Below are 24,916 nucleotides of genomic sequence, written 5' to 3'. Positions count from 1 at the left end.
AAAAATAACAAAATAGGACTATACAAAAGTAAGCCATAACTGCTAATCCTTTGTATCGTCCTAAAATTTAGTTTCGTTTTTTATTTTTTCCTAAAATAAAAATTGGCTCAAATTCCCCATTTTCATACAGAAAAGATAAGGCTGTAATCGGAACTCTGCCGCTTGCAAAAAAGCTCATATTCATTTGTGCAAGAATATCATAGCCTGTATCATTTTGAACATCAGCAATAATTAATACATCCTGATGTGGAACGGCAACTGCCATTGTCCCCTTTATCTTTTTCTCCATTTGCTTTAAAAACACTTCATTTAATATTCTGCTTGCATCATATCCATCATTTTTATTTAGAAAATAAAATATATTTCCAGCAACTGAATCGGTTTTCATATCGGTTGACAACGATCGCACATTAAATAAAGCAATTTCCTTTATTCGTTTTGCATCCCACTGTTCTTTTTGCATTAATTGTTCATCAATTATACGATAGGTTGAACCTAAATCAAATGCATAATAAACCCTTGTTTCTGCTGTATGTTCATCAAATAAAAAAGGAATACCTTCACTTGATTCCTTTGGAAAAGAGGTCGATCGAATAACTGGAAAGATATTTTTCTCTTTTCCTTCTAGTATTAAAGCACCTTCCATTGCTTGAAGGCCCTCTTCCGTATAGTAAACCACTTCCTCTATTGCTTTTTCTTTATGAATCTCCCATTTAGCCACAATATCGGGAAGTGAGATCGTTATTCCTTTTCCTGATTCTTTATTCTCTATACGATAGGTATCCTTATCACGATCATAGTAGGATGTTCTTGAAGCGTTTATTAAGCGTTTTTCAAGTTCATCCTTCATTTTCCTACTCGTCATTTTCATGAAAATTCTCTCCTTTTTCTATTCCTGACTCACTAAAAAAGAAATGCTGTCCATTTTTCATTGACTTTATAAAAAATTAAAAAACTGGTTAGATCGTTCAATTTTAAAAAATAAAACACCCTCATCCAACTAGAGATGAGGGAATGCTTTGAATGATTAGGCTAATTGGCTAACAAAATTCTCAATTTCCTCTTGTGTTTTGCGATCCTTACTTACGAACCTTCCAGTTTCCTGTCCATTTTCATAGGCAATAAAGCTAGGAATTCCAAATATATCTAATTCAACACACAGATCGATGAATTCATCTCTATCAACATAAATAAATGTATATTCCTGAAATTTCGATTCAACTTCGGGTAAAAACGGATCGATAAATCGGCAATCTGGGCACCAATTCGCTGAGAACAAAAAGATGTGTTTCCCGCTTTCTTTTAATTGTGAAAATTGTTCGATGGATTCAAGTTTTTTCATATTATAACCCCCATTAAGTTCTTTCATTATACTTTTTGATTTATTTCGACATCATTATAGTATAAATCATTTTACAAGCATTTGGATTTTACAGTTCCATACGTTTATTGACCTTTACCTATACTTCAGATGATAGCAAGCTACTTCATGTAAGTCTACTCAAATGCAACAAGCAATTGATTTTAGTCATTATTTAAGATGGATATAAACATGTTTTTTACATAATTAAGTAAAAATACCTATTATTAATCTATTTGATCTAGTATACTTTTTAATTAAATCTAATACTATTGTACTATCTCATATAAAATTTTATAATAAATTTAATATTTTGAATTTAATATCAGTGATAGAGGTGGTTTTGTGAAATCAATTCGATCAAAGCTTTTTTTCATTTTAGGGATGGTCATTACCGGTTTTCTTTTAATGCTTTCCCTTTCTTTTGCTATCGATACACTACAGAAAAAAAATGAAGAAAAGAAAACTGCTTTGCTAACCGTTGTCAATACAAGCAAAGATATCAAGTACTTAATGGCACTTACAAGAAAATATGAACAAGCATTCCTAAGGAACCCAGACTATGCGAGCTATGGGTTAGTTTTGGAACATATTTCAGAAATTCAAACTGATATTAAAAAGGTTCAAAAAAATAGTAACAAAAACCAGTTTAATCGTATTCAACAAATTTCGTCATCTTACTCAGAAGAATTCAAAACATTAAGCGATATGTATGAAAAAATAGGCTTTGGTAGTTTTGAAGGTTTAAAAGGTGATTTAGAGAGTACAGCAAAAGAGCTTACCTCCACAATGAAAGTATTAAATGACCCTAGTATTGATCAGAAATTCCTCTTAATGAGGTTATATGAAAAACAATACATGGCCACTAAGGATGGACAAACCTATATTCAGTTTATTGCAGCCAGCCATTCTTTTTTTGAAGAAGTAAATGGAAATCCTTCTATCAATTCTAATTCAAAGGAATCGTTAAAGGTAGAATTGGAAAAATATCAGAGTATTCTGGCTGAAATTCATTCATCTTACCAGCAAACTGAGGAATATGTTAAAAAATTCGATTCATTAGCTAATTCAATTGAACTTGTTATAACAGATGTAGAAAAAGAAATTTTAAATCAGCAAAACAAACTATCTAATAATTTGCAAAAACAAGACATTACTTTATCAATTATCATTTTTTCATTAAGTGTATTCATTATTCTCATGGTCACCGTGATTGGTTATCTCCTTTTAAAAAGAATATCAAAGTCAATTACCTTACTTAAAGATGGAGCTGAACAAATTGGGAATGGTGATTTTGCCTACCGAATTCCTATCATTTCAAAAGATGAAATGGGTCTTTTAGGACAAACATTTAATCAAATGGCGGATAAGGTTCAAAATTCTTTTTTACATATTTTGAACTCGGGCGATCAGCTTCAATCAGCCTCTCAGCATTTAGCTGCCATCTCTGAAGAAACAACCGCCCAAGCAACAGAAGTCGATCAAGCTATCAAGCAGGTAGCAGTAGAAGCGACTGAACAATCTTGGCAATTAGAAGAAAGTCAAAAAAATATTCAAAGCGTTGCTGCTGCAATCAAAAATACAAATCATCTCAGCAAAGAAATACTAACAGAGGCAAATCTTGCGGAAAAAGAAGGAATTGCAGGTCTTGATACAATTCACGATCTGCAATTAATATCTGATCAATTTCTAACCCTCGCCAATCATGTAACGACAAAAGTAGAGGAAGCAACGAAGCAAACAACAAATATCTTTTCTATTGTTAACACCATTCAAACAATTGCAGAGAATACGAATCTACTCGCATTAAATGCTGCGATAGAAGCAGCAAGAGCAGGTGAAAGCGGAAAAGGCTTTTCTGTTGTCGCATCTGAGGTAAAAAAATTAGCTGAACGCTCTAAAGAGGAAGCTCAGCAAATACATACACTTGTCTCTTCTATGAATTTGAAAATGGAGCAGCTTAAATTAGAAATCATGAAATTTAATGAATACAAGCTTCGGCAGGGACAGGCAGTAACGCAAACAAGATCCGCATTTGAAAATATTGTTAACAACATTTCTGGAATAAATGAAAAAATTAATTCAATTGAGGCATCTGTGCTGCAAGTGGAAAGCTCTAACCTGCAACTCATTAATAAAATGGAAAAGATTCACTTAGTATCACAGCTGACAGTTTCAACATCTGAAGAAGTAACAGCTTCTAGCGAGATTCAATTAGAAGCGATTTCAAAAGTAAGTGAAGCCGCGACTAATCTCAGCCAAATAGCTACCGAACTTTTTGATGAGGTAAATCAATTTAATATACGACAAAAAGAAAAACAAAAAGAAAATAAGAAACCATTGAAAAATAAAAAACAAATCATCCCCTTCCTAAAAAAAGATAAAAAAAAAGATAAAAAAAGTCTATTAATAAATAATAAAAATGACAGACATCATATTTGGATGCCTGTCATTTTTTATTCATTATGAAAGATTAACTATTCTCACGTATCGTATTAACTGTCGTTTGATCACATGATTTTACTAATTTAATTAACAATTCCTTTGCAGCTGCATAGTCATCCACATGAACGATTGAAGCATGTGTATGAATATAACGAGAACAAATACCAATAACAGCACTTGGAACTCCTTCATTAGAAAGATGGACACGGCCCGCGTCTGTCCCGCCTTGAGAAACAAAATATTGATAAGGAATATTGTTTTCTTCAGCAGTATCTAACACAAATTCCCTCATTCCTCTATGTGTTACCATTGAACGATCTAAAATTCTTAGTAAAACGCCTTTTCCTAATTGTCCAAATTCCTTTTTATCACCAGACATATCATTAGCTGGACTTGCATCTAATGCAAAAAAGAGATCTGGTCTTATTAAGTTTGCTGCCGTTTGTGCCCCTCTTAATCCTACTTCTTCTTGAACAGTTGCACCGGAATACAAGATGTTTGGCAGCTTATCATCCTTTAATTTTTCAAGCAGCTCAATCGCGAGTCCACAGCCATAACGGTTGTCCCATGCCTTTGCTAAAATCTTTTTAGGATTTGCCATTGGTGTAAATGGGCAAATAGGAACGATCTGTTGACCAGGCTTAATGCCGATATTTTGTACGTCTTCTTTATTATCAGCGCCAATATCTATTAACATATTTTTAATGTCCATCGGTTTGCTTCTCTTTGCTTCATCTAACAAATGTGGCGGGATTGATCCAATCACTCCTATGATAGGTCCCTTGTTAGTAATAATTTGTACTCTCTGTGCTAGTAATACTTGACTCCACCAGCCACCAAGAGTTTGAAAACGGATCATTCCATTTTCTGTTATTGAAGTCACCATAAACCCTACTTCATCCATATGTCCTGCGACCATAATGGTTGGTCCATTTTCTGTCCCTTTTTTGACTCCAAATATACTTCCTAGACGATCCTGAATGATTTCGTCCGCATACAAACTAAGCTGCTCTCGCATAAAATTTCGAATAAAATACTCATTACCTGAAGCCCCTGGAAGCTCTGTCAACGATTTGAACATCTGCAAGGTTTGTTCATTCATTTTTCCCTTCTCCTTTTTGTTTCAAAGTATAAACAATCTCTCATATAAAATAGACATCAACTTTCTCCTTCTAATGACGTCTTAAAAACACGGCAACACTTATGTATAATTCGATTGTACAGAAAGTTTCTAGCTATTACCAGCGTTTATCTCTTTATAGAAAAGGGTTACTTCTTCATTTTCTCCCTTATTTTAAATAGATATGATAAACTAAAACAAATAATCGATTTATAAGAAAAACGCAAGCGCCTTGATCAGCTCTGAAGAAAATGTTCTCATGACTCAAAAAGTGTTTTTTACTTTTAGAGGCATGAGGATATTTTTCACAAGGGCTAGGTGCTGAAGCTAGACACTGGTCGAAGTTCAAAAAATTTATACTTTACTTTGAAATAAGGTGGTGGAAGAATTGAAAAGTAAATCATTTTTATTAGGGGTTACAGCTGGAGTGATAGGTGGATATTTAGCAAAGAAATACATAATTGATCAAAACGGGATTTCTTCGGATAAAGCACTTGAGCTTGTAAAAGAAGCATTTAAACGAGATGGAGCCATCAGTGGATCATGGATACATATGAAAAAAGAGTTTTTTGAGAAAAATGATGTGCAATATGAAGTGTATAAAGGCGGCATTTCCAAAACAGCAAATGGTGTCATTCAGCAATACGAATTTATTGCTAATGCACAAAACGGTGAAATTTTGGAAAAGATACATATTACAAGTTGAATATCAATATCAGTATGAGGAAGCAAATAAAAATGCCTCCTCCACTGACGATATCTAAGAAACGATTTTTATTGTCATGACTGATATTTCACTTCACAACGATAAATACGATTACCTTTATTTGAAAATTTTTCTTCATATTCGGTCATAATATTGCCCTCAAAGTCACTTTTGTGTAAATCTAAGCTTAGAAAAGTCAATAGTAAGCCATATTCAGAAAAACTTTTTAATGAGAATTCAAATAATCCTTGATTGTCAGTTTTAAAATGAATTTCTCCTTTATCAACTAAGATTTCCTCATAAAGCTTTAAAAAGCTTTTATACGTCAATCTTCTTTTTTCATGACGAATCTTTGGCCAAGGATCCGAAAAATTCAAATAAACTCGATCGACATCATTTTTTGAAAAATAAGTATGCAGATTGTTTGCATTTACATTTAGAAGTTTTACATTTGGCAATTCAGCCTCAATGAGTCTGTCAAGAGCTGAGACAATCACACTTTCATACAATTCAATCCCTAAATAATTAATATGAGGATTGGCTCTTGCCATTTCTGTAATAAAACGACCTTTTCCGGTTCCTATTTCAATATGAAGAGGCTGGTTCAGTTCAAAAGCATCCTTCCAGCTTTCTTTATACATCTCCGGGTTTGGGACAATATACTGGGGGTATTGTTCAATTTTATCCTTTGCCCAAGGTTTATTTCTTAATCTCATGCTGACACTCCTCAAATATCTTTTCGTTCAAACCATACCATTCTTCTAAAGCCACCGCAAGTAAAGAAAAGCGGCCGTTTAAAGACGCCACGTCCTGTGGCAACATCGGCACTAGTACATCCTGTACGTCGGAAGCGCCTTGATCAGCCGCGAAAGACATAAGACGCAATACGCAGGAAATCCTGATTTCTGGAGTATTGTGGCTTATGATCCGAGCGGCTAGGCGCTAGAGCTAGACACCGGTCGGAGTTCCGAAAACTATCTTATCCTATAAAGAAAATACTATAAACAAAATTTTTGATATTCAATCCCAACGTATAAATTAAAAAAGAATTCATAACCTAAGAATGAATTCTTTTTAAAGCCTTTCTTAAAAGTGGAATCAGAAAGGAGGGAGAATATGCCAATTAGTCAACAGGATCAAATGAATTTATTAAAGGATATCTTAAACAACCACAAAGCAGATTGTTGCGGTACAGTATCTGAATGTGAACAATTAGAACGATTAATTAAGTCACTAATGGTAAAAACAAATATGGATTCAAATGGGCAAACATTATTTGAAGATATTTATCAATATAGTCAACACGGCATCAACTCAGCAAATTTAAATCAACATATTGAATCTCATCAAGAAGATCTTTCAAAATGGGTCAACGATATTGATCAGTTTTCATTGTGATCAGATTTCGTGTAAATAGTGAATCCATTTGTTCATTTCATCAAATCTTTGCTTAGATTTATACCATTGAATAGAATCAAGTGTTTGTGCAGTCACATACCATTTCATTCTCAAAAGTAAATGATCGGTTAATTCAATTTTATAAAGACTCGTCCATTGCTTCCATTTATCCTTTGGTATATACCAATACAACAAAAGACCAAGATCAAAGGCAGGATCTGCAATTTTTGCTCCGTCCCAATCGATCAAATACAATTGGTTGCTTTCCGAAAGCAGCCAGTTGTTATGATTGACATCACAATGGCATACCACTTTTTCTTCACAACGAATATTATGTTGCTCATTTCTTAAATATTCGATAGAATGTGCAATCACATCCAATTTCGTGAGTTCATCATCTAATTGATTTTGAAGTTTTTGCAGGAAATTTTCAGGCTGTAGCGGTTTTTTTCCTAGTCTTTTGAGCATATTAAGCAACGGCTTAGATTCGTGGATTTTTTTTAAAAGCTTTGCCACCATATCATAATTCATTTCAGATGGTTTAAGCTCTCTTCCATTCATCCACTGCTGTGCTGTAAATACATCTCCATTTTCAAGTCTTTTTGTCCAAACAAGCTTTGGGACGATCCCTTCAGCTGATAGTACAGCTAAAAAAGGAGAAGTGTTCCGCTTTAAAAAAAGACTTTGTTCTTTATGCTTTGCAAAATAGGCTTCTCCAGTAGCGCCGCCTGCGGGCACGATCTCCCAATCTTGCCCAAATAAATGTTCCAAAATTGTTCACCTACTATATATTTAGCTTTAAAAAATAATGGATTCAAAATGAATAGGCAGGTAATACTTGCCTCTAATGTCATATCATCATTCATCACAATCTATCATCGTCGGTTCCTAAAAAATAAAAAAAGACAGCTATCTGAGCATTGATTCACACAATAGCCATCTACTAAATTTTATCCTCAATTAGCTTTCTTCGTCAAGTGTATCTCTAATGAAAAATACGAACTCTTTATTTACTGCATTCTAGTTTGAATGACTGACCAATACATTCGTACTGATAGGCTGCAAAGTCAGCGTTTCTTTCATGGCAGCAAAAGGAGTTATTTGAGCTTTCTCATGATTAGCAAGTACCATCCAAATCCCTTTAGGAAGCTTAATTGTACACTCTTGCTCGATTGGATTAAAGTATACAAGAATGTTCTTCCATTTTCCAAACTGCTTAACTTCCTTTAATTGATAACCTATAATCGGTCTATCCACTTCAAGAAATTGAAAATGTTCTCTAATTAGATCTGCTGTTGCTAATCTAAACGCCTGAGAAGATTGGCGAATCGCAATACAACCTTTAATATATTCAACATTTTCTATATAATGATCCTTTCGATCCCAATCAAGCTGATTTATCCAGTCAGGAGAGCTATAGCTGTTTCCAACTCCTTCCTTTGTCCTGAAAAATTCTTGTCCGCTATGCAAAAAAGGAATTCCTTGTGATAGAAGCACCATGACCGTTGCCAATCGATGCTGTTTTTCTCTCTTTTCTTCAGAATCATTTGGTGAACTAATGGAAAGCTTATCCCAAAGTGTATGATTATCATGACATTCCACATAGTTAACTGTTTGATTGGGCTCTATAAAAATACCTGACCCTCCTCTTGCAAGACCAATGCTTCCTGATAAAAGATCTTTAGCCGCATCATAATAAAAGGTATTTCCTAATGCATAGCCTTTAGCTCCTATTTGAAAGGTGCTGCCTTTAATTGAATCTCTAAACTGATCATTGAAGTGGCTGATGTTTGGCAGCTTATTTTGGTTCGCAATGATAGCCTTTTTATGATATGGGATTGGTGTTGGTAAATCCCATCCTTCTCCTATTACCAAAACACTTGGATCAATAGTGTCTATCATTTTTCGAACACTATTCATTGTATCAACATCTAAAATGCCCATTAAATCAAAGCGAAAGCCGTCTACTTGGTATTCTTGAAGCCAAAATTTAACAGAATCCACAATGAATTTTCTTGCCATTAATCGTTCGGAAGCAAAATCATTGCCAACTCCTGTACCATTCGAAGGTATGCCATGATGATCATGACGGAAAAAATACCCAGGAACAATTTTCTCAAAGGATGACGTTTCTCTGACATATACATGATTATAAACAACGTCCAAGATGACACGAATTCCAATCGAATGAATAGTTGTTATTAATGTCTTCAATTCATTAATTCGAACATAAGGGTCTGTTGGATCCGTCGCATAGCTACCTTCAGGAGAATTAAAATGAATCGGATTGTACCCCCAATTATAATAAAGAGTTTTATCAAACTCATCTACGCCCTCAAAATCGTGCAACGGAAGAAATTCTATATGAGTAATACCTAATTCTTTCACATAAGACAGAGCAGTAGGCTTCCCATTTTTTCCTAATGTATGAAGCTCTGCTGCACCAAGATAGCTGCCTTTATGAAAAACACCACTATAGGGATAAATCGTAAAATCCCTTATATTTGTTTCATAAATAATGGCATCCACAGCATTATTAAAAGGAGGCAGTTCAGGCTTTCTTTGTTTTGTTTTTTCTAAATCTATAACCACACCACATAAACCGTTAGCAGTGACGGAAACAGCATATGGATCAACCGCTTCCTTCCATTCTAAATTGACACATACAAGATAAGAATATCGATATGAATCTAGATTTTCAAAAACGGTTACAGTCCAAACTCCTTTATCCTCGCGAACCATTTCTATCGTTTCGGTAACAGAATGATCAGGAGATTCAAGCTTGAGCTTTACTTGAGAAGCAGTTGGAGCCCATAATTTAAATGTTGTTTCATGTCTATTGAATAATACACCTAACGGACCATCATAATAATATTTTTGATCAAATTCTTCTGTTCTGATAACAGCACCCATTTGTAAATCTGTCTTTCCACCATGTTCGTCTTCAATCCAATAGTTATCTCCCATTGTAATATCCTTATCAATCCGGCAAATATATTTGACAGAATCCGCTAAATATATTTGACTTATGATCTTTAACAAAGTTCTTTCATTTCCATAAATGAAAGTAAATGTAGATGAGACTCCATCATGATAAGAATGTGGGAGCAAGATCGTAATGAGCTTCATTTCGTCTAAATAAGCATAATAATCACGGTCAACAGCGATCATTCGAACTCAACTCCTCTTTTTTTTAAGAAAAGCGTAAGGGACAAAGGTTCTTTTTCAAAAGGGTAAACACTTAAACATTACATGTAAGTTAAGATTAAAATAAGAGCTTGATTTTATCATCCATTATGGACAACGGTTTCATATCATAAACCATTATTCTATTTTGAAACGCAAGAATTTTTTCAATACGAATTCATTTATTCAACCCTTCTAATACTAGTAGACTGGCAATTTCGAAGCAACGCTTGCGCTGCTTTCAATTGAATATGCTTCAATGGAGCCCGAGCATTCCTCATTTCTTGAAACCATTGGTCATAATTTCTTTTGTCAATGATCACAAGGTCAATTGGCGCTAATGGATAATCCATATAGCCATTACGCGTTAATATTATTTTATGAATAGGTAAGTCAATATCATAAAAACTAAATATATTTTTTATGATCTTTTCTGTTCGATCAACAGCTAAAATGGGATTCAATGTTTTTTGTACTTTTTTTTGATGCTTTTTAACCCAAAAACGCTCAGTGGATCCGACATAAACAGCTGAATCCTCTTCCTCAAGAAACGTAATACAACATACTTCCGTTGGGGTAATTAAGATCATTTCCCCTTCTACTGGTGCTTTTTTTATTAAAAAAATCGGGTGATATAGTACAAGATACGTGTCAGGAAATCTTTGAAGGATATACTTTAAGCGCTCATCCTTATACAATTGATGATCAAGAAAAGATTTTTTATTGATAGTTGAACTTGCCCACTTTAATTGCAAAAGGTATATGTGATCAAGAAATTGCCTTTTCAAATCTTCTATTTCATTTCTCGAGTCCCATTCGCTCAGGACCTCTCCCCATCGCTTCTTTTTTGATCGTATAAATCGGGATGGATACAGCAAAATATTGTGCTCATATCGAGAAACATAATCCATTAGTTTAATGATTTGTGCCATTGATTAGTCCTGCCTTGTTATTTGTTCATGTCCTTATAGTTTATTCATTCAACAGAGAAAAGATAAAAAGCTCCTCATATTTAGGCTTTCGATCCATATGAGTTTTATATAAAACAACTTCTTTTACGAAAAAAGAAATTGGTTCGTTTCGAAATAAATTATTGGCAGAGGATAATTGAAAAGGAAAATTGCCATCCCATTTTCTTGCCAAAGTAATGTGCGGTGTGAAAGGTCTTGTTTCCAATTCAAATCCAGCTTCGATACATACAGAAAAAACCTTTCTCTGTAATTCAAATAATTTATTTTCTTTTTTTACATCCGCATAAAAAATACGAGGGGCTTCATGTTTTCCGAATATGCCTAGTTGTTCTATCTCTAATTGATAAGAGTGATGATTAATAATGACTTTTTCTAAAAGTTGTTTCAATAAATTCAGCCTTTGATCGGGATCAGCTCCTAAAAAAGCAAGTGTGATATGAAGGTCTCTCTCATCTACCCATCGCTTAAATGGGAGAACTGACTTTAAATGCACACATTCTTCCTTCAAGGAAGCCTTTACTTGATCTGATAGTTTAATGGCTACGAAATAATGAGCATGCTTTTCCATCTAAACACCCTTTCAATGATAACCCCATCTTTATTTTAGCAAATTTTCCCCTAACCTTATAGTTGATTGAACCCAATCAACTTAGATAAGATAAAGAAAAGTGGAAACGACTTGATTAGCCGCGACAGACATAAGACGTAATACGCAGAAAATCCTGATTTTTGGAGTATTGTGGCTTATGATCCGAGCAGTTAGTCGTTGAAGCTAGACAATATGAAAAGCGGCCGATTAAGGACGCCACCTTCTGGGGCAATATCGACACTTGTACATCCTGTACGTCGGAAGCGACTTGATCAGCCCTGAAGAAAAATGTTCATTTAAAACAGACATTACCTAAAATAAAACGCTTTTATTTACATCCTCATTAAAGGAAGGAAACAATGTGATGACCACTGTTAATAATATCTCTGAATTAATTGGAAATACTCCTCTTGTTAAGATAAATCGAATTGCTCCAGAAAATGGAGCTTCTATTTATGCAAAGTTGGAATTTTTTAATCCAAGCAAAAGTGTAAAAGATCGAGCTGCCTTTCATATGATCATCGAAGCTGAAAAATCAGGAATGCTAAAAAGGAATGCAACGATTATTGAGCCTACTAGCGGCAATACTGGAATTGGCCTGGCTATGAATGCAGCTGCAAGAGGTTATCAGGCAATCCTTGTCATGCCTGATACGATGACTCAAGAGAGAATCAACCTTTTAAAAGCTTATGGTGCTAAGGTAGTTTTAACTCCTGGGGATGATAAAATGCCAGGTGCCATAAAAAAAGCACAGGAACTAGCAAAAGAAATTCCCAATAGCTTTATTCCTATGCAATTTAATAACCCAGCCAATCCCGATGTACATCGATTTACGACGGCACAAGAAATTATCGATGGTATGAAGACATTAAACCGTTCCCTTACTGCTTTTGTAGCTACAGCTGGAACAGGGGGTACCATAACAGGAACAGGAGAAGCTTTAAAAAAATATGATCCTCATATAAAAGTTCATGTGGTTGAACCAGCAGGATCCCCTGTATTATCTGGAGGGCAACCTGGAAAACACAAGCTAGTTGGTACAAGTCCAGGATTTATTCCAGAAATATTAAATCAACAAGTGTATGATGAAATTCATTTAATTACGGATGAAGAAGCTTATAAATACACAAGGCGACTTGCAAAAGAAGAAGGAATCTTAGTTGGTCCATCCTCAGGAGCAGCTTGTTTTGCCGCCGTTCAGGTCGCCAAACAATTACAACCAAATGATGTTGTTGTATTTATTGTATGCGACACTGGCGAAAGGTATTTATCAAGTGACCTATTTGTATAAAGAAAAGCGAAAGCGACTTGATCAGCCCTGAAGAAAAATGTTCTTTTGGCTCCAAAAGCGTTTTTTGCTTTTAGAGACAAAGGGTTATTTTTCACAAGGGCTAGTCGCTGGAGCTAGACAAATAAGAAAAGCGGCCGATTAAGAACGCCACGTCCTGTGACAAAATCGGCACTAGTACTTCCTGTACGTTGAAAGCGACTTGATCAGCTCTGAATCTCGATACGCACATAAGTATATTGAATAAGGGTGACCGAATCGATCACCCTTATTATTTCTAATTATCTGTTAAAGAAGCCTAGCATATAAAGCCCCACATTCCTTTATAATTTCTTTTTCAAATAGCTGTTGCAATTGAAAGGTAATTGGCCCGCATTTTCCATCTCGCACCTTTACTCCACCTATTTCTACCAGCGGCATTACCTCTGAGGTTGTGCTTGACATAAATACTTCATCTGCTTCTTTTAATTCATCTAAAGTGAAAGAAACTTCTTTTATGGAAATGTTGTTAATTTGACAAACTTGAATAATTTTCTGTCTTGTGATCCCATTCAAAATGAAATGATTAGCTGGGTGTGTTTTGACTACCCCATCCTTTACCATCCAAATATTCGAAGAGCTGCCCTCAGTTACGATTTTCTCCCTATACTGAATAGCCTCATAGCATTTTGCTTCTTTTGCCTTTTGCTTAGCAAGAATATTCCCAAGCAGATTTAAGCTTTTTATATCACAACGCAGCCAGCGAATATCCTCACAAACGATTGCATTTGTGCCGGACTTCATTTGTTCCAAAGGTCTATCAAATTCATTAGTATAGGCAATAAATGTTGGTCTTGGACTTTCAAGAGGAAATGCATGGCTTCTTGGAGAAATTCCTCTTGTAATTTGTAAATATATCGTTCCTAAAGATAATTGATTCTTTGCTACTAATCTTTCTAGCAATGAAATCAGCTCTTCAATGGTATATTCCAAATGAATCTCTATTTTTTTACAACTTTCTAAAAGTCTTTTTAAATGCTCCTTGCCGGTAAACAGCACGCCGTTGTATACGCGAATAACCTCGTACACCCCGTCCCCGAATTGATAACCTCGATCTTCTATATCAATCTTTGCTTCTGAGCGAGGGATCATTTCCCCATTCATAATGGCAAATTTCATCGTCATTCACTCCTTATTAATCCACTTCACCAAAAATCTTATTTACCTTCTACTAGACAGATTATTTCGCAAGCTCAAAAATGGCTTGTGCATAAATAGCAGTAGCTCTAAGAATATCTTCAACATACATATATTCATCTTTTTGATGAGCAATATCCTCTCTTCCTGGGAAAAGAGGGCCAAAAGCAACTCCAGATTTCAATGTGCGCGCATAGGTTGCTCCACCAATAGCTAACAGCTCTGGATTATCATTCGTTTGTTCTTTATATACCCTTCTTAGCGTTTTTATTAAAAAATCGTCCTCTCCCACATAATGTGGTTTAGAATTAGAGAAATTAGTGATAATAAATTCTTTCTTCAAAAGAAACTTCTCCAATTCCATCTTTCTTTCCTCCATTTGATAGGTCACTGGATAGCGCAGATTTAGGCCGAGTTTACCTCCTTCTTTATTTGTGTAGGAAAGCAAACCAGCGTTTATCGTTACATCTCCTGTTGTATCATCCGAATAAGCTAAATTTAAGCTAATCCCTTTTGTATCGTTGAAAAAGTATGTAGTAACAAATTGTAAGTAATGCTTTGCTTGATCATCAATATTTCGCTTTGAAAGAAATTCAGCTAAGTAAATTCCAGCATTAATTCCTTGTTCAGGCTGCATTCCGTGTGCTGATTTCCCTTTTAATACAAATATTAATTCTTCATTGTTTGAAAAATAATGACCTTCAAGATTAAATTCGGTTAAAAAATCTTCAAATTGCTTAATCAAATCGGACTGATTTTTTTTAATTATTAAGCTCACTTCTGCCTCATCAGGAACCATATTGTATCTTCTGCCTGCTGTAAAAGAAATTACTTCCAATTCTGCATCCACTAAACTTGCAGAAGCTGTTTTTTGTTGAACAACATCAAAATTGGCAATTCCTTTTTCAGCATTAATGATAGGAAAGTCAGCATCAGGCGCAAAGCCTATTGTTGGCATTTCTTCATGCTGAAAATAATGTTCGATACAACGCCACTCGCTTTCCTCATCAGTGCCAATGATCATCCGAATACGCTTGTTAATGGGCAGCTCTAGCTCCTTCACGATTTTCATCGCATAATAAGCAGCCATTGTTGGACCTTTATCATCTAACGCTCCACGGGCAAAGATTTTTCCATCACTTATTTCAGCTCCAAACGGATCTGTTGACCATCCTTTACCTTCAGGCACAACATCTACATGACAAAGGATGCCAATACATTCCTCGCCCGATCCAAACTCAATGTGACCAGCTAGGTTGCCAACATTTTTTACTGTAAACCCATCTTTTTGTCCTAAGTCTAACATGAATAGTAACGCTTCCTTTACACCTTTCCCTAATGGTGCATCTTCGGTCGCATTTTCTTCGTCTAATATACTTTTTATCTGCAGAAGCTTTTGTGTATCTTGAAGCAACAAATTTTTTCTTTTTTCAACTTCATCTAGCCACATATTTTCACTCACATCATTCACCTCATCTTCCAGTTCACTTTAAGATTTAAGCGAAAGTAACTACAATTCCTATTATATAAGAAATCAATTTTTATGAAAGCGATGGTGCTATTGCTTTTAAAAAAATGGAAAAACTTAGAGCTAGTCCAATGATAATTAATGAAAGGCAAAATAAAATAAAAATGGTTCTTTTTCTTGCTTCAATGAAGAAAAGCTCTTCCTTATATCTTTTTGATAAAGGGTGAGAATCAATCACCTTTCCCCAAAGAAGAGACAACCAAACATTCATCATAATCAAAAAGCTAACAAAAATAATCGCCTTTATCCAAATTGGCGGAATAAAAATCAATGCACCGCTTGTTACCATGACCATTTGAATATAAATAGCATAGTAGGAAGAATTTCGGATGAATATTTTTATAAATAATTCGATTAAGCCGTTTCTAGGACTCCGATTTTTAAATAGATTTGTTGATTTTCTAAAAAGAAACGGTTTTGTTCTAGTAGTATGAATGGTTTTTTCAACATCGGTAGAAAAATGAAGAATAAGATGGACATACTTCAATTTTTCATTCTGCTCGGTTTCTAGTTCAATATCCAAATAATTCTTTCGTAACATGGAAGTAGATAAATAGATGGCTGTACTCAAAAAACAAATTCCAAATAATAGAATTATCCAACTGCACCCTTTTGTATTCATATAAAACATGAATTGTGTAAACCAACTTATGGTAATAAACAATAGGATTCCTATTCCGATTCTACGTAACTTTCTTGATATTTGTCTTAATTTTATTTTTAAATACAAAATTAAAAGCTTAATGGAAAAGAACCATATTAAAAATAAAAGACTTTTTTCCAATGTAAAACTATATTGTTTTACTAAAAAAGGGAGAAGCAAAATATAGATAAGTAGGATGGAAATAAATTGATAAGAAATGGAATAAAAAAATCCCCGCCTCTTTAAACCGATATACATTGATTTATTTTTTATCAAAAATACTCTGTCTGCATCTTGAACAAAGGTTCGGAAATTTCCATTCCAACTAAGCACATAAACAATCAATAAAATAACGCTAAATGGAATATTTTCAATCCATTTAGGCTCGGTTTGCCACCATGAATGATAAATAAACGCACCGATTACCGCCCCTGGTATCACGATATAAAGGATAACTGTCCAATCAGCAATCGATCGAATAACACTATATTGAAACTTCCAGCCACGAATTAACCGGCTCAAAAATAATTTCCTGCTACTCATCCTCATGATCCTCTGCCAGCTTGTGATAGCAATCAAATAAAGAGCCTTCGCTTAACTTACATTGCTCTCTTATCTCATCTAAGGTTCCAAAAGCAGCAATTCTTCCTTTTACCAATAATATAAAACGATCACAAACCTTTTCAGCTGTATCTAACACATGGGTTGACATTAAGATTCCTGCACCACGCAGGCGCTCTTTTTCGATCGTAGTTAAAAATAACCTCATCGCATTTGGATCTAATCCAATAAAAGGCTCGTCAATAATATAGACTTCTGGCTGAATAATAAAGGATAAAATCAACATTGCTTTTTGCTGCATGCCCTTTGAATATGTAATCGGAAATTCATTCGCGTGATCATATAGCTTATACATTTTTAGAAGTTCATGTGCATAAGTCTTATATTCATTCTGTTGCAGCTTCTCAACTGCAGCAATAAAATCTAAATGCTCCCAAAGAGTAAGCTCATCATAAAATAGAGGTTTTTCAGGTATGTATGAGTATTTTATTCCTTCCTGAAAAGAAATAGTTCCTTCTTTGTTCTCAATCAAGCCTAAAATGCTTTTAATAGTTGTACTTTTTCCAGCTCCATTTGGTCCTATTAAACCAATAAGCTCACCTTTCTTCACATCAAAATGGATATTTTCAATAATTGTTTTTTTCTTCTCATATCCGGCTTTCTGAATATCTACCTTTAATAAAGGCATTTGTACCCTCCTTGTTCTACTGTTAATATGTATGGAATGACAACTCACTAGTTCCATTTTACACTTTAACTATATATAATTGTTAAAATTTACAATAAAATATCGTAATGGATTATTACAACTCCATACTTTTTTACTGAAATCAAGCGTTATTTGATAGTTCTTTAGTCTCTTTTTTTTAAAAAACAAGCAAATTGTTTGTAAATTTCAATTTTTTAGGTAGAATTTCTTTTTAATTAAGGGTAAAATAAAAAAAGAAGTATGACATCTTAATTTATACATCGTGTTGTAAAGGGGTTGTCTATGGAAAAGAAAATATACTACTTATGAAGATATAAATCTTCAACAGCTGTCGGTTGCAGGAATTTGCCATAGGTTTGAAAAAAGGATAGGGAGTGGTTTTTTGAAACCTTCGACTAACCGGATGTTAAACCGTATCAAATCCGTCTACATGTTTATTAATACGCGGGGTACAGTAACAACTCAAGAGCTTGTAGAGGAATTTGGCATTACACCTCGAACAATTCAAAGAGATTTGAATGTCTTGGCTTATAACGACTTAGTAGAAAGTCCCAGCCGCGGCAAATGGACAACAACAGAAAAAAAAGTTAAGATATCTTCTTAATAAAAATGATAAAAAATCGCCCTTATGTTTTGGGGCGATTTTTCTGGTTTTATACACTTTTTAAGTCTACAAAGAACCATCTTGAAATCTGCTTTACTAGCTTTTTTCATAGCTCTTAAGCTGTTCGATTTCCTCATCCTCTAATTCACGATACTCCCCAAGCTCTAAACTTTCGTCTAATAGCAACGGTCCCATTGAGATTCTTTTTAAATAGATCACTCGTTTTCCAACTGCTTCAAACATTCGTTTGACCTGATGAAATTTTCCTTCCGTAATGGTTATTTCAATGTCTGAGGTTAATCCAGCCTTTAAGATTGTTAGCTTTCCAGGCTTTGTTACATATCCATCATCAAGCGTTACACCCTTTTGAAAGGCTATTACATCCTCTTCATTCACTTCTCCTTCAATAACCGCAAAATATGTTTTTGGAACATGTTTTTTTGGTGAGAGCAATCGATGAGCAAGCTGTCCATCATTTGTGATCAATAAAAGTCCTTCCGTATCTTTATCAAGTCGACCAACAGGAAATGGGGAATACACTTGATCCTCCATCTCTAATAGATCAATAACTGTTTCGTCTTTGTCATCCTCCGTAGCACTAATCACGCCAGGTGGTTTATTCATCATTAAATAAATAAATTCCTTATATTCGATTCTTTCTCCGTTCAATGTCACTATATCCATATCTGGTTGAACATGCTGCTTTGGATCTTTAATAAGCTGATCATTCATTTTCACTAAACCCTTTTTTAACAGCTGCTTTACTTCTTTTCTGCTGCCGTATCCTAAATTTGCAAGTAATTTATCTATTCTCATTTTTTCACTTCCTAACGATTAATAAAGCATATTAGTGAGAAACAGGCCTTCCCTTTGGAGACCTGTTTAGAATGGCAGTTTCAATTTTCTTTTCATTCGTTCTGCTCGTTCCCCAAATAATATATAGACTAGTTTTGATCGAAACGCTAAATACATATAAATTGCTGCTCCAACAAGTCCAGTTAATCCAATGATCATTAACGATTGAGCCCTAGATTCAGGAGATAATAACAAAGTTAATAATTCATAGGTAATAAAAGCTCCCAATGACATAAACATCGTTATAAAGACAATGAATACTCCTCTTCTTACAACTAAACGCAACGGATAACGTGCATATATTTTAATGACAATAAAATTGATCAAAATAGCTGCCGAATAACCGCATGCTGTTGCTAAGACAGCTCCATTTGTTTCAAACATTTGAATGAATGGAATGTTAAAGCTTAATTTTATTAATAATCCTACTAACAAGCTTAAAATGGTAAATCTCTGTTCATTAATTCCTTGTAAAATAGCAGCTGTGACGGAATAAAGAGAAAAAAGAATCGCTACTAATGAGTATGATCTTAATATCTCAGTACCCAGCTCCTTATGACCATAAAAAGAGGTAAAGATTGGCTCGGCCAAAATAGAAAGCCCAATAACCGCTGGTAAAGTGATAAATAACAATACTTGAAAGGTTTGATTTAATTGTTTATTTAAGCTCTTCCAATTTTCACTTACAAATGCTTGGGTGATACTTGGTACAAGCGTTAAGGAAAAAGCAGTCGCTAGAGATACCGGAATGATCACTAATTTATGGGTTTGAAAATTCAAAACCGAAAATGCAGTTTCCGCATCCTTCCCCATTCCAATTGACACCATCGCTCGGTTAAAGGTTAACTGATCAATAAATTGAAAAAGAGGATTCGCTATGCCTACAAACACAAAAGGAGCAGCATAAATAAGAATCTCCTTATACATATTTGTTAATGAAATATCCATTGTACCCTTATCTTGCAGCAAAAGCTCATCTAAGTATGCTTTTCTCTTATACCAATACCAAAGCAATACACCAAATCCTGCTATTGCACCAATAAACGCGGCAAAGGTGGCAACACTTATGGCTTTAACAAGGCTGCCATTTAACAAATTTAGTATGATATAAGCTCCAACAAGAAGAAAAACAATTCGTGCTATTTGTTCAATCACCTGTGAAACCGCAGAAGGTCCCATGGATTGATGACCTTGAAAAAATCCTCTGATCAAGCTCATAAAAGGTACCACAATTAAGGCAAAACTTACTGCTCGTATAACTGTTGTAACATCCTCTATACTTGAATCTAACTCTTTTCCAGCGATACTTAATTCAGCCAGCTTCGGAGCAGCAAGATATAAAACTAAAAAAGCAGCAAATCCACTGCAAAGCATAATAAGAAGGCCCGATTTAAAAAGTTTTCTTCCTACCGCATATTCTTCAAGTGCATTGTATTTCGAAATAAACTTTGAGACAGCAAGTGGAACTCCAGCTGTTGCAATACTGATAAAAATCGTATAAGGTACATAGGAGTACTGATATAAGGCCGTACCATGGTCTCCAACAATGGAATGAAAAGGGATTACATAGAACAAACCTAGAACCTTTGAAAGCATGGTTCCTAAGGTTAATATAAAAGTCCCTCTCAAAAGCTTTGATGACATAAAATCCCTTCCTTACTAAGAAAAGCGCGAGCGCCTTGATCAGCCCTAAAGAAAAATGTTCTTTTGGCTCCAAAAGCGCTTTTTGCTTTTAGAGACAAAGGGTTATTTTTCACAAGGGCTAGGCGCTGGAGCTAGACACCAGTCTATCTTCAAAAAATGTATACTTATCTTTAAACATATTCATTATGTATCAAGTTTTTAGTCTATTGACTAATCATTGCTGTTGTAATAGCTAATGAGACACACTATTAGTAGTTTACCCTTTCTTTACATTGAACGCTACCCGAAAGTAGAATTGTTTTCATTTGATCACAATTCAAGCTAAAAAATAATAAGTTGGTGAAGACATGGATTATGACGTGATCGTTATTGGAGGAGGTCCATCCGGACTGATGGCTGCGATCGGAGCAGCTGAGAAAAAAGTAAAGGTTCTTTTAATTGATAAAGGAGATAAGCTTGGCAGAAAATTAGCTATCTCTGGAGGTGGAAGATGCAATGTAACAAATCGTTTACCTGTCGATGAGATTATTAAACATATTCCTGGTAACGGTAAATTTTTGCACAGTGCATTTTCTATTTTTAGCAACGAGGATATTATTACTTTTTTTGAGCAATTAGGTGTTCAATTAAAAGAAGAGGATCATGGAAGAATGTTTCCCGTTTCTAATAAAGCACAATCTGTAGTTGATGCTCTATTGAATCGGTTAGATCAGTTACATGTAGAGATCAAAACAAATTGTCCTGTCAAAACGATTCATTTTCAAGAAAATCACGACAAGTCAGTCCTCTTACAAAATGGAGAAAAACTGGACTGTCGTGCGGTCGTTGTTGCAGTTGGTGGAAAATCTGTTCCTCATACCGGTTCTACTGGTGATGGATATGCATGGGCAAAAAAGGCTGGACATTCAATTAGTGACCTATTCCCTACAGAAGTACCGATGACTTCTGCCGAATCATTTATAAAAGAAAAAACACTGCAAGGACTTTCCTTAAGAAATATTGAATTAAGTGTTTTAAATCCTAAAGGGAAGCCTCTTATCACTCATCAAATGGATATGATTTTTACTCATTTTGGCATTAGTGGTCCTGCTGTGTTAAGATGCAGTCAATTTGTTGTCAAAGCAATGAAAAAATGGAATTTACGTGAAGTTACCATGAATATTGATGCTGTTCCTGATCAAAAAGAAGGAGTGCTTTTTCAAGAACTATGGAATACTGTCAAATCTGAACCAAAAAAAAGCATAAAAAATATCCTAAAAGGATTTCAGCCTGAACGATATTTATTATTTCTTTTTGAGAATAGCTCCATTGATCCAAATGTACAAGGTGCTGTCATTTCGCAAGAACAAATCAAACAATTTACGAAGCTTTGCAAAAATTTTCAATTTAACGTTAATGGAACCCGCCCATTAGAAAAAGCCTTTGTGACAGGAGGCGGCGTATCCGTTAAAGAGATTGAGCCTCAAACGATGTCTTCCAAGCTTTCACCAGGATTATATTTTTGTGGAGAAATTCTCGATATTCATGGATATACAGGAGGATACAATATAACATCTGCTCTTATTACCGGCAGAATAGCTGGCAAAAATGCTGCTCAATTTACAAAGGGGTGACAGTTGCATGTCACCCTCTATAAATCACCATAGCAGAAAAGCAATAAATTTGCCGTTCTTCGTCCTCTTGAATCGCGGCAATATTATATTTTATGTCCAACAGCTTTTTTTCATCCAAATTTTCTAGAAATCTATTCATTTCTATTTCTAGATCCTTCTCATGCTCCTGATCAAACAATTTAACTTTTATCACTAGTTTCTCCCTCACTAATCTTTTTAGCATCATTATTGACAGATTTTATTATTTTATAATCTTCTAGACAACAAAAAAACAGCAATGAAAGATCGAATCTTTCACCGCTGTTTTAATACTAAACCTTGGATTTCCTTTTCCCAGTCACTTCAAGAACATCTAACAAAAATACAAATATTGGAATACCGATAATAAGTCCCCACACTCCAAAAAAGTGTTCAGAGAATATTAAAATAATAAAAGTATAAAATACAGGTAAATCAGTCTTAGATGACATCAGCTTAGGGTTTAAAATATAAGCTTCGATAGCATGGATAACTAGCACAACGACGACGATGTATAAGACATAGGCAAAGCCACCAATTGTATAGGCAATCGTACATAGCGGAAAAAAAGAAATAATAACGCCAGCCACTGGAATTAATCCAAGAAAAAAGATCATGATCGCTAATCCAAAAAGCTGAGGAAAACCTAAAATCCATAGAGCTAATGTAGTAAGGATGCAATTAACAAGAGCAATTACAAATTGTGCTTCAATTACTTTTCCGAATGTAAGAACAAATTTCTGTCCAAAAAAAGCAATTTCATTGTAAAAAGCAGCTAATTTACTCGTCTTAAATTGAGAGGTAAACTCAATAAGCTTCGGTTTCTCTAATAAGAAAAAAAAGCTTAATACTAGGGCAAGTAATATCTGAATAGCTAATGTACTTATATCTGTAAAGTATTTCACAAGAAAAGTGAAGCCTTGTTCTAAATAACTTGTAATTTGATTCGTTTCTATATAATCAACAAGAAAATTTAATACCACATTATCCTGCGGTTTTGTATAAAATCTTGTTACTTGTCTAATTAATTCTGTGATTTCTGAAATAATTAAAGGAGAATACTTGCTAATCCCATAAACAAGCAAACCCACAATTCCCAAATACGAGATAATAACAATAATTCTTCGATTTAGAGGAACTCGATCTGACACAATCGTCACTAACCGATTGATCAAGAATGAGAAAATAAAGGTAAATAAAATAAAACTTATCATACTTTTTACAGCATATAATACTAAAATAATCAAACTAAAAATAATAATTCTTTTTATTCCCTTAATATTCAAAATCCTATTTACAACATCCATTAAATTTCAAAGCCCCTCTGCAATTTTTAATACTTTTATATTTTCTCATAACTCTGATTAAATGAAAAGGGATACCTATCGAGCATTGCCTAGTTAAAAATCATATTGAAAATAGACCCTTTATTTTCATCATCCATTTGTTAAATTTGAAAACTACTAACTTTTGAAGATATTCATTCTATTAGAAAATAATGCTGATTATTGAATGAATAGACAGGAACTAGCTTAAAAATCTAGAAAAATAGTATATGGAAGATAATTAGGGGGTTTCATTGTGGATTATGTAAAAGAATTAAGGCTATTAGTAGGGCATAAACCTTTAATTTTAACAGGAGCTGTTGCCATTATTATGAATGACCAAAATGAAGTATTGCTTCAGCTGAGAACAAAAGGAAAATGGGGATTACCAGGAGGTTTAATGGAGCTAGGTGAAAGTTTAGAGGAAACAGCTCAAAGAGAAACAAAAGAAGAAACTGGACTTACTGTAAATGAACTGACATTTCTAGGCGTTTTTTCTGGAAAAGACTATTATAATAAACTTGAAAATATGGATGAATACTATGCGGTTACAGCTGTTTATTTTACAAATGATGTGATCGGGGAAATAAGAAAGGATCATGATGAATCCCTGGATATTCAATACTTTCCCTTGGACCAGCTTCCAGCAGAATTAGCTCCTCAATATAGAAGCTTTATTGAGCCTTTTAAAAATGAATTAATGAAACTCAATAATAAATAATCTAAATAAGATCTCAGTCTGAAAGATTTTCTATTCTATTTATAAAAAGCAAACACATTGTTTAGATGACACAATGTGTTTGCTTCTACAAATTAACGTATTATTTCGTTTCTCCAGTCCATTCAAGCATGCCGCCTGCCATATTTCTAACCTTAAAGCCTTTATCCTGTAAATAATAACAAACATTCTCGCTTCTCATACCTGATCGGCAAATAAAGATATATTCCTTACTTTTATCAAATGAATCTAAGTAATTAGGGATCTCCCCCATCGGAATATGCTTAGCTTCAGGAATCATCCCTTGAGCCACTTCTTCCACTTCTCTTACATCAATTAATTCGAGCTTTTCGCCTGACTCGAGCTTTCTTTGTAATTCTTCTGTTGTAATGATCTCAATCGTTTCCATAAAGAAAACACCCCTTTGTTTAAAATATCCCTTATTAAATACTACATGAG

24 protein-coding genes and 2 pseudogenes are annotated in these 24,916 nt (G+C 34.4%); 8 read left to right on the top strand and 18 right to left on the bottom strand.

The genetic code is table 11. The annotated features are described in order from the left end of the window. Positions 1–67 precede the first annotated feature (67 nt). Together FDO66_RS16625 and FDO66_RS16620 are read right to left on the bottom strand one after the other, a co-directional pair. On the bottom strand, positions 68–871 hold the full coding sequence (locus FDO66_RS16625; RefSeq protein WP_141433778.1) for a DUF1444 domain-containing protein: 804 nt from the start codon (positions 869–871) through the stop codon (positions 68–70). Positions 872–1,027: 156 nt separating this feature from the next. After that, the gene (locus FDO66_RS16620; protein WP_141433777.1) at positions 1,028–1,342 is read right to left on the bottom strand and encodes a thioredoxin family protein; all 315 of its coding nucleotides are present in this window, start codon (positions 1,340–1,342) and stop codon (positions 1,028–1,030) included. A gap of 402 nt (positions 1,343–1,744) precedes the next feature. On the opposite strand from FDO66_RS16620, the pseudogene FDO66_RS21580 reads away from it, so the two are divergent. Both FDO66_RS21580 and FDO66_RS21575 read left to right on the top strand, forming a co-directional pair. Beyond that, positions 1,745–2,725: pseudogene (locus FDO66_RS21580) on the top strand (HAMP domain-containing protein); the annotation flags it as partial. A gap of 378 nt (positions 2,726–3,103) precedes the next feature. Continuing rightward, a pseudogene (locus FDO66_RS21575) lies at positions 3,104–3,829 on the top strand (methyl-accepting chemotaxis protein); the annotation flags it as partial. A gap of 4 nt (positions 3,830–3,833) precedes the next feature. Here FDO66_RS21575 and FDO66_RS16610 read toward each other — a convergent pair. Next, positions 3,834–4,907: a M42 family metallopeptidase gene (locus tag FDO66_RS16610; protein WP_141433775.1), complete on the bottom strand. Its 1,074-nt coding sequence runs from the start codon at positions 4,905–4,907 to the stop codon at positions 3,834–3,836. A 406-nt stretch (positions 4,908–5,313) separates the two neighbouring features. Here FDO66_RS16610 and FDO66_RS16605 point away from each other — a divergent pair, with 406 nt between their 5' ends. After that, positions 5,314–5,631, top strand: coding sequence for a PepSY domain-containing protein (locus FDO66_RS16605; RefSeq protein WP_141433774.1), 318 nt, complete (start codon positions 5,314–5,316; stop codon positions 5,629–5,631). Between the two features lie 74 nt (positions 5,632–5,705). Here the strand turns inward: FDO66_RS16605 and trmB are convergent, their stop codons facing one another. Both trmB and FDO66_RS21330 read right to left on the bottom strand, forming a co-directional pair. Beyond that, the gene (gene trmB / locus FDO66_RS16600) at positions 5,706–6,347 is read right to left on the bottom strand and encodes a tRNA (guanosine(46)-N7)-methyltransferase TrmB (protein WP_141433773.1); all 642 of its coding nucleotides are present in this window, start codon (positions 6,345–6,347) and stop codon (positions 5,706–5,708) included. Then, the gene (locus FDO66_RS21330) at positions 6,331–6,453 is read right to left on the bottom strand and encodes a hypothetical protein (protein WP_258535762.1); all 123 of its coding nucleotides are present in this window, start codon (positions 6,451–6,453) and stop codon (positions 6,331–6,333) included. The genes trmB and FDO66_RS21330 overlap by 17 nt, the downstream gene beginning before the upstream one ends. A gap of 294 nt (positions 6,454–6,747) precedes the next feature. Between FDO66_RS21330 and FDO66_RS16595 the strand changes: the two genes are divergently transcribed. Continuing rightward, a complete protein-coding gene (locus FDO66_RS16595; protein ID WP_141433772.1) occupies positions 6,748–7,029 on the top strand; it encodes a YtzH-like family protein in 282 nt (93 codons plus the stop codon). Here FDO66_RS16595 and FDO66_RS16590 read toward each other — a convergent pair whose 3' ends face one another. From FDO66_RS16590 to thpR, 4 genes are all read right to left on the bottom strand, one after another. Continuing rightward, the gene (locus tag FDO66_RS16590; protein ID WP_141433771.1) at positions 7,030–7,800 is read right to left on the bottom strand and encodes a phosphotransferase family protein; all 771 of its coding nucleotides are present in this window, start codon (positions 7,798–7,800) and stop codon (positions 7,030–7,032) included. A gap of 249 nt (positions 7,801–8,049) precedes the next feature. Next, a complete protein-coding gene (gene pulA, locus FDO66_RS16585) occupies positions 8,050–10,200 on the bottom strand; it encodes a type I pullulanase (RefSeq protein ID WP_141433770.1) in 2,151 nt (716 codons plus the stop codon). A 197-nt stretch (positions 10,201–10,397) separates the two neighbouring features. Continuing rightward, positions 10,398–11,147 carry an NERD domain-containing protein gene (locus FDO66_RS16580; RefSeq protein ID WP_141433769.1) on the bottom strand — a complete coding sequence of 250 codons (750 nt, stop codon included), beginning with the start codon at positions 11,145–11,147 and terminating at the stop codon, positions 10,398–10,400. A gap of 40 nt (positions 11,148–11,187) precedes the next feature. Beyond that, on the bottom strand, positions 11,188–11,754 hold the full coding sequence (gene thpR, locus FDO66_RS16575) for an RNA 2',3'-cyclic phosphodiesterase (protein ID WP_141433768.1): 567 nt from the start codon (positions 11,752–11,754) through the stop codon (positions 11,188–11,190). Positions 11,755–12,139: 385 nt separating this feature from the next. Between thpR and cysK the strand changes: the two genes are divergently transcribed. After that, complete coding sequence (cysK, locus tag FDO66_RS16570) at positions 12,140–13,066, top strand: cysteine synthase A (RefSeq protein ID WP_141433767.1); 927 nt, start codon at positions 12,140–12,142, stop codon at positions 13,064–13,066. Between the two features lie 285 nt (positions 13,067–13,351). On the opposite strand, the gene dat is transcribed toward cysK, so the two are convergent. The 4 genes from dat to FDO66_RS16550 form a co-directional block, all read right to left on the bottom strand. Further along, the gene (gene dat / locus FDO66_RS16565; protein ID WP_141433766.1) at positions 13,352–14,221 is read right to left on the bottom strand and encodes a D-amino-acid transaminase; all 870 of its coding nucleotides are present in this window, start codon (positions 14,219–14,221) and stop codon (positions 13,352–13,354) included. 61 nt (positions 14,222–14,282) lie between these two features. Then, positions 14,283–15,701: a dipeptidase PepV gene (gene pepV, locus FDO66_RS16560; RefSeq protein ID WP_395939801.1), complete on the bottom strand. Its 1,419-nt coding sequence runs from the start codon at positions 15,699–15,701 to the stop codon at positions 14,283–14,285. Between the two features lie 79 nt (positions 15,702–15,780). Further along, positions 15,781–16,932: an ABC transporter permease gene (locus FDO66_RS16555; RefSeq protein WP_181444614.1), complete on the bottom strand. Its 1,152-nt coding sequence runs from the start codon at positions 16,930–16,932 to the stop codon at positions 15,781–15,783. 13 nt (positions 16,933–16,945) lie between these two features. After that, complete coding sequence (locus FDO66_RS16550; RefSeq protein ID WP_141433764.1) at positions 16,946–17,659, bottom strand: ABC transporter ATP-binding protein; 714 nt, start codon at positions 17,657–17,659, stop codon at positions 16,946–16,948. A gap of 403 nt (positions 17,660–18,062) precedes the next feature. On the opposite strand from FDO66_RS16550, the gene FDO66_RS16545 reads away from it, so the two are divergent. Further along, entirely contained in the window at positions 18,063–18,284 is a 222-nt protein-coding gene (locus FDO66_RS16545; RefSeq protein ID WP_141433763.1) for a DeoR family transcriptional regulator, read from the top strand. Between the two features lie 96 nt (positions 18,285–18,380). On the opposite strand, the gene FDO66_RS16540 is transcribed toward FDO66_RS16545, so the two are convergent. Then, positions 18,381–19,100, bottom strand: coding sequence for a pseudouridine synthase (locus FDO66_RS16540; protein WP_141433762.1), 720 nt, complete (start codon positions 19,098–19,100; stop codon positions 18,381–18,383). Positions 19,101–19,166: 66 nt separating this feature from the next. Continuing rightward, positions 19,167–20,783: a putative polysaccharide biosynthesis protein gene (locus tag FDO66_RS16535; protein WP_141433761.1), complete on the bottom strand. Its 1,617-nt coding sequence runs from the start codon at positions 20,781–20,783 to the stop codon at positions 19,167–19,169. A gap of 347 nt (positions 20,784–21,130) precedes the next feature. Between FDO66_RS16535 and FDO66_RS16530 the strand changes: the two genes are divergently transcribed. Continuing rightward, entirely contained in the window at positions 21,131–22,396 is a 1,266-nt protein-coding gene (locus tag FDO66_RS16530) for a BaiN/RdsA family NAD(P)/FAD-dependent oxidoreductase (RefSeq protein WP_141433760.1), read from the top strand. 10 nt (positions 22,397–22,406) lie between these two features. Here FDO66_RS16530 and FDO66_RS16525 read toward each other — a convergent pair whose 3' ends face one another. Both FDO66_RS16525 and FDO66_RS16520 read right to left on the bottom strand, forming a co-directional pair. Next, positions 22,407–22,589: a sporulation protein Cse60 gene (locus FDO66_RS16525; RefSeq protein ID WP_141433759.1), complete on the bottom strand. Its 183-nt coding sequence runs from the start codon at positions 22,587–22,589 to the stop codon at positions 22,407–22,409. Positions 22,590–22,707: 118 nt separating this feature from the next. Next, a complete protein-coding gene (locus FDO66_RS16520) occupies positions 22,708–23,721 on the bottom strand; it encodes an AI-2E family transporter (RefSeq protein ID WP_141433758.1) in 1,014 nt (337 codons plus the stop codon). Between the two features lie 274 nt (positions 23,722–23,995). Between FDO66_RS16520 and FDO66_RS16515 the strand changes: the two genes are divergently transcribed. Next, entirely contained in the window at positions 23,996–24,460 is a 465-nt protein-coding gene (locus tag FDO66_RS16515) for an NUDIX hydrolase (protein ID WP_141433757.1), read from the top strand. Between the two features lie 100 nt (positions 24,461–24,560). Here FDO66_RS16515 and FDO66_RS16510 read toward each other — a convergent pair whose 3' ends face one another. Further along, on the bottom strand, positions 24,561–24,866 hold the full coding sequence (locus FDO66_RS16510) for a rhodanese-like domain-containing protein (RefSeq protein WP_141433756.1): 306 nt from the start codon (positions 24,864–24,866) through the stop codon (positions 24,561–24,563). Between the last annotated feature and the right edge of the window lie 50 nt (positions 24,867–24,916).

Source organism: Bacillus sp. 03113 (assembly GCF_006546985.1).
GTDB lineage: Bacteria > Bacillota > Bacilli > Bacillales > Cytobacillaceae > VATK01.
Note: the sequence above shows the minus strand (reverse complement) of the source record. Positions and strands in the feature narration are given on the sequence as shown.